The organism is Gillisia sp. CAL575 (assembly GCF_000403785.1).
Classification (GTDB): domain Bacteria; phylum Bacteroidota; class Bacteroidia; order Flavobacteriales; family Flavobacteriaceae; genus Gillisia.
In genome coordinates this window covers 66,249-75,319 of sequence record NZ_APHJ01000028.1, presented here as the reverse complement: position 1 = coordinate 75,319, position 9,071 = coordinate 66,249, and the positions used below count along the sequence as shown (strand labels likewise).

General features: G+C 34.4%; 7 protein-coding genes. 5 read left to right on the top strand and 2 right to left on the bottom strand.

Annotation, left to right across the window (positions count from 1 at the left end):
- Nucleotides 1-593 precede the first annotated feature (593 nt).
- Complete coding sequence (locus I130_RS10705; RefSeq protein ID WP_034922831.1) at nt 594-2,789, bottom strand: ATP-dependent DNA helicase RecQ; 2,196 nt, start codon at nt 2,787-2,789, stop codon at nt 594-596.
- Between the two features lie 83 nt (nt 2,790-2,872).
- On the opposite strand from I130_RS10705, the gene I130_RS10700 reads away from it, so the two are divergent.
- The 4 genes from I130_RS10700 to lptB all read left to right on the top strand — a co-directional run bounded on the left by I130_RS10700 (nt 2,873) and on the right by lptB (nt 5,935).
- Entirely contained in the window at nt 2,873-3,838 is a 966-nt protein-coding gene (locus I130_RS10700) for an SIS domain-containing protein (protein WP_034922829.1), read from the top strand.
- Nucleotides 3,838-4,686: a twin-arginine translocase subunit TatC gene (gene tatC / locus I130_RS10695; protein ID WP_034922827.1), complete on the top strand. Its 849-nt coding sequence runs from the start codon at nt 3,838-3,840 to the stop codon at nt 4,684-4,686. The genes I130_RS10700 and tatC overlap by 1 nt, the downstream gene beginning before the upstream one ends.
- A 4-nt stretch (nt 4,687-4,690) precedes the next feature.
- Nucleotides 4,691-5,047, top strand: coding sequence for a carboxymuconolactone decarboxylase family protein (locus I130_RS10690; RefSeq protein ID WP_034922824.1), 357 nt, complete (start codon nt 4,691-4,693; stop codon nt 5,045-5,047).
- 147 nt (nt 5,048-5,194) lie between these two features.
- Nucleotides 5,195-5,935, top strand: coding sequence for an LPS export ABC transporter ATP-binding protein (gene lptB / locus I130_RS10685; RefSeq protein WP_034922821.1), 741 nt, complete (start codon nt 5,195-5,197; stop codon nt 5,933-5,935).
- 1 nt (nt 5,936) lies between these two features.
- Here the strand turns inward: lptB and I130_RS10680 are convergent, their stop codons facing one another.
- Nucleotides 5,937-6,716 (bottom strand): CDP-alcohol phosphatidyltransferase family protein, encoded by a 780-nt coding sequence (locus tag I130_RS10680; RefSeq protein WP_034922817.1) that lies wholly within the window; start codon nt 6,714-6,716, stop codon nt 5,937-5,939.
- Between the two features lie 587 nt (nt 6,717-7,303).
- On the opposite strand from I130_RS10680, the gene lnt reads away from it, so the two are divergent.
- Nucleotides 7,304-8,890, top strand: a complete 1,587-nt coding sequence (gene lnt, locus I130_RS10675; protein ID WP_034922814.1) for an apolipoprotein N-acyltransferase — start codon at nt 7,304-7,306, stop codon at nt 8,888-8,890.
- The last annotated feature ends 181 nt before the right edge of the window (nt 8,891-9,071 follow it).

Genomic DNA, 9,071 nt, shown 5'->3' with positions numbered 1-9,071 from the left:
GTTTCGGGTTTCGGGTTTCGGGTTTCGGGTTTCGGGTTTCGGGTTTCGGGTTTCGGGTTTCGGGTTTCGGGTTTCGGGTTTCAAAATAAAATCGATAAATCGATTTATCTTAATCATAACTTATTATTTATTATGGATAGAATCTTGAAACTCCCGATGTTTCTGAATTGAGTAACGGAATTACATTTCCTAAGACTGTGGGATTTTGAAATGTGCTTATTAATAAATTATCATTCAGATTATAAGAACGCATAAATAAGAAGTACCATTAAAAAACAGAAGAGATCCCTACTAGCGTCGGGATGACAATTATTCTATATAATTTCAGGTTTACTCAATTGTGACATTTCCCCAAGAGATCGGGACGTTGAAATGCCATATCAATAAAATTGTTATTCGAAGAATATCGAGATGTGACTAAGAAGAATCAAACTTAAAAGAGATCTCTCCTAGCGTCGGGATGACAACATAAAAAATTTAATTAAAGGAAATTTGCGATAGTTTACAAAACGATGAATAGTCCATTTCAAATATGATTATTTAACATGAACTCAAAAGAAATATAAAAAGTTGATTTAATAAAGTTTGAAAAATTAATTAGCCACTTCGCTGATGAATTTAATTCTATAAAGACGTAATTCCTCATCATCATAGTCTCCATCAAATTCTTCAATAGCTTCTTCTATTTTATCTGATTCTGCTTCCAGGAAATAATCATGAATTTCCTCTTGCTGCTCATCATCCAAAATATCATTTAACCAGTAATCAATATTGAGTTTGGTTCCACTATAAACAATAGCTTCCATCTCCTTAATAAATTCATTCATCTCCATTCCTTTTGCAGAGGCAATGTCTGTTAAAGGTAATTTTCTATCAACATTTTGGATTATATAGAGTTTAAGACCACTGTTAGCACCCGTAGATTTCACAACAAAATCATCTGGTCTACTTATATCATTCTCCTCTACATATTTACTAATAAGCTCAACGAATTCTGTTCCAAATTTCTTAGCCTTTCCTTCTCCAACCCCATGAATATTACTTAATTCTTCTATAGAAACTGGATATTTTAATGCCATATCCTGAATAGAAGGATCTTGAAAAACAACATTTGGCGGGATATTCAAAGTTTTAGACATTTTCTTCCGAAGGTCTTTTAGAATCTTCACCAATTGTTCATCAGCATCAGTATTACTGGATTTTTGGATATTGGAAGTATCTTGAGAGAAGTCATAAATATGATCTTCTGTCATCATAAAGGAATTCGGGTCCTTAATAAATGCTTTTCCTTTATCTGTAATTCTTACAACCCCATAAGTCTCTATATCTTTTTTTAGCATTCCAGCCACCAAGACTTGACGAGTAAGCGCTGTCCAGTAAAGAGCTTCCCTGTTTTTCCCTTTTCCAAAAAGCGGGTGCTCATCTGTTTTATGTGATACAATTAGAGCATTCGCTTTTCCTATAAGAGTGTTTACAACTTCCTTCGCTTTATATATTTGCTTAGTTTCCTTAACTGTTTTCAGCAAAAGCACAACCTCATCTTTAGCTTCGTGTTTCTTTTTAGGATTTTGAACATTATCATCCATAGATGCACCTTCCCCTGTTTTTTCATCAAAATGCTCTCCAAAATAATGAAGTAGAAATTTACGACGAGACATAGAAGTCTCGGCATAACCAACCACTTCCTGAAGTAAGGCATGACCAATTTCCTGTTCGGCTACAGGTTTCCCACTCATGAATTTTTCCAGCTTTTCAATATCCTTGTAAGCATAATATGCCAAGCAATGACCTTCTCCACCATCTCTTCCTGCACGACCAGTTTCCTGATAATAACTCTCTAAACTCTTAGGGATATCATGATGAATTACGAATCTTACATCTGGTTTATCTATTCCCATTCCAAAAGCAATAGTTGCCACCACGACATCTATATCTTCCATTATGAACATATCCTGATGTTTAATACGTGTTTTGGCATCTAAACCAGCATGATATGGAACTGCCTTAATACCGTTTACCTGAAGTGCTTGCGCCAATTCCTCCACGCGCTTTCGACTTAGACAATAAATGATCCCAGACTTTCCGTCATTTTGCTTAACAAAACGAATAATATCTGAATCTACATTCTTTGTCTTAGGTCTTATTTCATAATACAAATTGGGACGGTTAAAACTTGCTTTAAAAGTTTTAGCATCTGTTATTCCAAGGTTTTTAAGAATATCCTCTTGTACCTTTGGAGTTGCAGTAGCCGTAAGCCCAATAATTGGAATATTATCTCCAATTCGTTTAATAATGTGTCTTAGATTTCTATATTCTGGTCTAAAATCGTGACCCCACTCACTAATACAGTGAGCTTCATCTACCGCCATAAAAGAGATCTTAACCCCTCTTAAAAACTCCACATTCTCCTCTTTGGTTAGAGATTCTGGGGCGACATAAAGTAGTTTGGTTACACCATTAGTAATATCCTCTTTCACCTGCTTGATCTCAGACTTATTTAAAGATGAGTTTAGCACATGAGCTATCCCATATTCAGAAGAAATTCCGCGAATAGCATCCACTTGATTCTTCATAAGGGCAATTAAAGGCGAAACCACAATTGCGGTTCCCTCTTCAATTAAAGCTGGGAGTTGATAACAAAGTGACTTTCCACCACCAGTGGGCATAATTACAAAAGTATTGTGTTTGTTCACAATACTTTTTATCACCTTTTCCTGAAGACCTTTGAATTGACTAAATCCAAAGTACTTTTTTAGTTGTTGGTGTAAATCGATTTCAGTAGAGCTCATTAAATCGTGTTACAATTTTATTTACATTTGCATTAATAAAGATACATATTTCTTTAGGATTCACAATTCATAATTCTACAAATTTGAAACTAGAAGAAAAAATCCTTTCTGTTGCCAAAGAAACCATTTCCATTGAAGCAAAAGCGATCGCAAACCTTGAGAATCTTATAGACAAGGATTTTTCTGATGCTGTGCAATGCATCTATAACTCAAAAGGAAGGGTGATTATTACAGGGATCGGAAAAAGTGCAATTATAGCAAATAAAATAGTTGCCACTCTTAACTCTACAGGTACTCCCTCTGTTTTTATGCATGCAGCAGATGCTATTCATGGAGATTTAGGTACTATCTTGACAGATGATGTAGTGATTTGCATTTCTAAAAGCGGGAATACTCCAGAGATTAAAGTACTGGTACCGCTGATAAAAAATTTCAATAACAAGATTATCGCAATTACCGGAAATAAAGATTCTTTCTTAGGTTTGCAATCTGACTTTGTTTTAAATGCGTATGTAGAGATGGAAGCCTGTCCTAATAATTTAGCGCCGACAACTAGCACTACTGCACAATTGGTTCTGGGAGATGCATTGGCTGTTTGTTTGCTGAAACTGAGAGGATTTTCAAGTAAAGATTTTGCGAAATATCATCCGGGTGGTGCCTTAGGAAAAAAATTATATTTGCGGGTTAGTGATATCACGGCGCAAAACCAATTACCACAAGTAACACCTCAAACAAATGTTAGAGATGTAATTATTGAGATCTCCGAAAAAATGCTTGGAGTGGCTGCTGTAATAGAAAATGATAAAATAATTGGTATCGTTACAGATGGTGATATTCGTAGGATGTTGAGAAATAATGATGCATTTATACATCTTACAGCTTTAGATATCATGAGTAAAGACCCTAAAACAGTGGCTCAAGACATGATGGCAGTCGAGGCTTTAGCCATTTTAGAAAAAAATAAAATCTCACAGCTTATTGCTGTTGAAAACGGAAAATATGCCGGAATTGTGCATATTCATAACTTAATACGAGAAGGAATTATATAATGGGAAAAGTTAGTAAGCCCGAAGAAGAAATGTCTTTTCTAGATCATTTAGAAGATCTAAGATGGCATTTAATACGATCTACATTAGCAGTCTTAGTTGCAGCTACTATAGCATTTTTAGCCAAAGGTTTTATATTTGACGTCCTTCTTTTTGGACCTAGTCAAGCTGATTTTTGGACCTATGATATTCTCTGTAGAATAACCACATTTTTCGGGGTAGATGGAGGATTTTGTAATAATGAAATGCCTTTTTCCATCCAGAGTAGAACAATGGGCGGACAGTTCTCTGCTCATATTTGGGTAGCAATAACAGCAGGGTTTGTAATTGCTTTTCCATATGTACTTTATGAATTTTGGAAATTTGTTGCTCCAGCAATGAAAGATAATGAACGAAGTAATGCAAGAGGTTTTATATTTATTTCATCTCTTTTATTCTTCTTGGGGGTACTTTTTGGATATTATGTAATCACTCCATTATCCATCAATTTTCTAGGAAAATATCAGGTAAGTGAAATTGTATTAAATGAATTCGATTTAGATAGTTATATAAGTCTAGTAAGAGCTTCAGTAATAGCAAGTGGCTTAATATTTGAGCTGCCAATTGTGATATTCTTTTTAACCAGGGTTGGAGTACTTACCCCAGATTTTTTAAGGAAATACAGGAAATACGCTTTGATTGGGGTTTTGGTACTTTCAGCAGTAATAACTCCTCCAGATATTGTAAGTCAGATAATTGTAGCCATACCGGTTTTAATTTTATATGAAATAAGTATTTTCATTTCTAAAATCGTTTATAAAAGAATTCAGAAAGAAGAAAAAGAGAATAAAAATAAATTAGCTAGAAAGTAAAAGAATGACAAATAACGTTGAAGAGTTCAATGACTATAGAGAGCGCATGAACGGGAAGCTCTTAGGAGACAATAATAAGATTATAAAAAGAATTTTTAATCTGGACACCAATGCTTTTGCTCCAGGTGCATTAGATGTTAAAACAAAAGAATTGTTAGGCTTAGTTGCATCTACAGTATTAAGATGTGATGACTGCGTAAAATACCATTTGGAAACTTCATATAATCATGGATTATCTAAAGAAGAGGTTATGGAAGCTTTAAGTATTGCTACTTTAGTGGGTGGAACTATTGTTATACCACATTTAAGAAGAGCTTACGAATATTGGGAAGAATTAGAAACTAGTACAGAAAAAATCTAGTTTCAATTTTTTTTATATCACATCCAGTCCACGGATTTCAAGACGAGCTCAAGAATTATGATAAATAGAAATACTTATAATTCGGAAACATTTAGATAATTATTAGGACGGAAGATCAAAGTTTAACTTAGTTCAAGAATTAAATCTATGAAGTTAAAAGCAGAGAATTTAATAAAATCATATAAAGGCCGGCAGGTGGTGAAAGGAATCACTGTGGAAGTAAATCAGGGGGAAATTGTGGGATTACTAGGCCCAAACGGTGCTGGAAAAACCACGTCCTTTTATATGATCGTTGGACTTATAAAACCTAATGGTGGCACTATTTATTTGGATAATGAAAACATCACTAAATTCCCGATGTATAAACGTGCACAATACGGAATTGGTTATTTAGCCCAAGAAGCTTCGGTTTTTAGAAAACTTAGTATCGAGGACAATATAATGAGTGTTTTAGAGCTCACAAAAATGTCCAAAAAAGAACGACATCTAAAAATGGAGTCTTTGATTGAAGAATTCGGGCTTGGTCACATCAGAAAAAGTAGAGGAGACTTGTTGAGTGGTGGAGAACGAAGACGTACAGAAATTGCTCGTGCTCTTGCTACAGATCCTAATTTTATTCTTTTAGATGAACCCTTTGCCGGTGTAGATCCAGTTGCAGTAGAAGACATTCAGCGAATTGTAGCCCAGCTAAAAAATAAAAATATTGGGATTCTAATCACAGATCATAACGTACAAGAAACCCTGGCCATTACAGATAGAACATATCTTATGTTTGAAGGTAATATCCTTAAACATGGCAGCCCCGAAGAATTAGCTGAAGACGAAATGGTTCGAAAGGTATATCTAGGTCAGAATTTCGAATTAAGAAAGAAGAAGATCTTCGATTAGATTATACTAGTACCTCTTTTTTAGTATCGCCTATATTTGAAATTATTGATAGTAATATATAACTAGCAATAATTAAAGGAATAGCAATAAACTGAAAAAGGACGATCATAACAAGACAAAATAGTATAAAAGAATATCTCAACTTATTTTGTTTTAAAGACCAATCTGAAAATTTCAAAGCGAACAAAGGAATTTCTGCATTTAGCATTACACAACTAAAAACAGTTAATCCCACCAAAAACCATTCATTAAGAATTAATGAAACGGCAATTGGATGTGGTTGATATACCAAAATTAAAGGCAAACTCAAAATGAGCATTGCATTTGCGGGAGTTGGTAGACCTATAAAAGAATCTGTTTGGCGCTCATCTACATTAAACTTGGCGAGTCTATAACCCGAAGCGGCAACTACTAGCAAACCTATTAAGGCCATAAATGGCATATTCCACTCTAACCATGTACTAGCTGCATCTGCACTCCAACTGTCAGCTGTTGGGTCATTCGTGCCTGGAAGCGCTCTTAAAAATAGCTGGTACATCACAATTCCTGGAACCAATCCACTTGTAATCATATCTGCTAAAGAATCCAACTGCAATCCAACTTCACTTTTTACATCTAAAGCTCTTGCAGCTAAACCATCAAAAAAGTCAAAAAAGATTCCCAATCCTACAAATAATGCCGCCATTATAAGGTTGCCTTGGACTGCAAATATTGCGGCTATGGTTCCGCATAACATATTTAAGGCAGTAATTAAATTAGGAATATGCTTCTTTATACTCATATCTATTTTTTTCTTTCAGGGTTCTAAAGTAATTATTTGAAATCAAATCATTCGAAAAATAATACAATTATAAATAACTATTCAAAAAACCTTCCTTAGAGAAATATTAATTAAGATTACCTATATATCCATTTTGCTTCCAATAAGCTATCTGAACTTCTCGTCACCAGGAGAACCGTGATAAAAAAATTATCGAGCGAAGTAAATTTACGTATAAGAATCTCTTTATAATTAAGCGCTTCAAGATTTTTTACGCTACTTTGAAAGATGCTGAAACAAGTTCAGCATGATGAAAGTTAAAATAATATCGTCACCATGTACTTCTATCAGATTCTCTTATTCGGAATAACTTTAAAAATACGTTAATGGTAATTTATTCCAGGGTCTCTATCTAATATATTCATATAATGTATTAAGAAATTCTGAAACAAGTCTAGAATGACGCCTTTTGTCAGTTTAGAATACTTTAAGGACAAAGCCTTATTTTTAAATTAAAAAACATTCATTGAAGGGCAATTAACTAAGATTTTCATTAATTCTAACTTCAATATAAAAGTCTTCCCTATTTTTGAATAGAATTAATTTTTATGAAAAACCTTTTATACGCGATCCTTTCAGGATTACTCCTAGCTTTCGCTTGGCCCACTTACGGTTTTCCTCTTTTGTTATTTTTTGGTTTTGTACCGCTGTTATATCTTGAATATAAACTGAGAATTGCACGCCCAAATTTCATGAAATTGAAGGTTTTAGGTTATAGCTATATTTCTTTTCTCCTATGGAATCTAATCACAACCTACTGGTTATATTTTTCAACTCCCTTTGGAGGAGCTTTTGCAATATTGGTGAATTCACTATTAATGGCATTAGTGTTTTTACTTTATCATATAGTTGCCAAAAGAACTAATTTCACAGCATCTTCTGCCTTTCTGATCTGTTTATGGATCGTTTTCGAAAGACTGCATTTAAATTGGGAGTTCTCTTGGCCCTGGTTAAATTTAGGGAATGGATTTTCTAGCTATATAAATTGGATCCAATGGTATGAATATACTGGAACTTTTGGAGGAAGTTTATGGGTTTGGCTTGTAAACATTGCTGTTTTCAAATTCTTTTTACTTTATAAAGAACACCGAAAAAAGGAAATTTTAATTCGAAACTCTATCAAGATAAGTTTAATGATTATTCTCCCTATCGCTTTATCTTATGTAATACTGGCTAATTATACGGAAGGAAAGGATAAAATTGAAGTGGTCATCCTTCAACCAAATATAAATCCATATACTGAGAAATATAATACTAATGACACTAGAATTGGGGAGTTGCTAATAGAACTTAGTGATTCATTAGTTACTGAAAAAACCGATTTATTAATTGCTCCGGAAACCGTATTTGCAGATGGTACCGCATTATCTCAGTTTCCACGTTCAGAAGCAATTTACTTCGGAAATCAACTACTAACAAAACATCCAAACCTGAATTTTTTGAGTGGAATCTCGATGTTTGATAGATTCAATGATCCAGAAAAAGTAGGTAAGCAAAGTAATTATATTGGCCCAAGAGATTGGTATAACGATTACAATTCAGCATTCTTTATGAATACGGAAAGTGAGCCAGAGTTGTATCACAAGTCTAAATTGGTTGTGGGAGTAGAAAATTTCCCTTATCAAAATATTCTTAAGCCGATTCTAGGAAATATTATGATAGATCTAGGCGGTACTGTTGCAATGAAAACCACACAAGAAGATCGGGAGATTTTTAATCTGAAGATTTCTGAAGCTACAGCACCTATTATTTGTTATGAATCTGTTTATGGCGAGTATGTAACCGGATATGTAAGAAACGGAGCAGATTTCCTTACAATTATAACAAATGATGCCTGGTGGGGTGATTCTCAGGGTCATAAACAACATTTAAGCTATGCGGGCTTAAGAGCGGTAGAAACGAGAAAATCTGTTGTTAGAAGTGCCAATACTGGCATTTCAGCATTCATTAATGAGACAGGTCATGTAACCAAAAGCTTAGGATATGAAAAACAGGGCAGTATTAAAAGTGAAATTACAGTAAATAATAAGCAAACCTTTTATGTAAAGCATGGAGATTATATTGCAAGGATCTCTCAATTACTAGCTTTATTTCTGTTTTTATTTTCTGTTGTAAAATATAAGCGGAGTAGGTAATAATCCCATCCAGGCCCTTCATCCCATCCCCAGCCCTTCCCCAAGGGAAGGGAGCAATGAATGCTCATAAAACTAATATTTAAAGTCCTCCCATTTGGGGAGGATATAGGAGGGAATGCATTTGAACATCCCATCCAGGCCCTTCATCCCATCCCCAGCCCTTCCCGAAGGGAAGGGAGCA

Excerpts from the sequence above, each read along its gene's own strand:
- I130_RS10705 (WP_034922831.1), bottom strand. The coding sequence starts at position 2,789 with ATGAGCTCTACTGAAATCGATTTACACCAACAACTAAAAAAGTACTTT.
- tatC (WP_034922827.1), top strand. The coding sequence starts at position 3,838 with ATGGGAAAAGTTAGTAAGCCCGAAGAAGAAATGTCTTTTCTAGATCAT.
- I130_RS10690 (WP_034922824.1), top strand. The coding sequence starts at position 4,691 with ATGACAAATAACGTTGAAGAGTTCAATGACTATAGAGAGCGCATGAAC.
- lptB (WP_034922821.1), top strand. The coding sequence starts at position 5,195 with ATGAAGTTAAAAGCAGAGAATTTAATAAAATCATATAAAGGCCGGCAG.
- I130_RS10680 (WP_034922817.1), bottom strand. The coding sequence starts at position 6,716 with ATGAGTATAAAGAAGCATATTCCTAATTTAATTACTGCCTTAAATATG.
- lnt (WP_034922814.1), top strand. The coding sequence starts at position 7,304 with ATGAAAAACCTTTTATACGCGATCCTTTCAGGATTACTCCTAGCTTTC.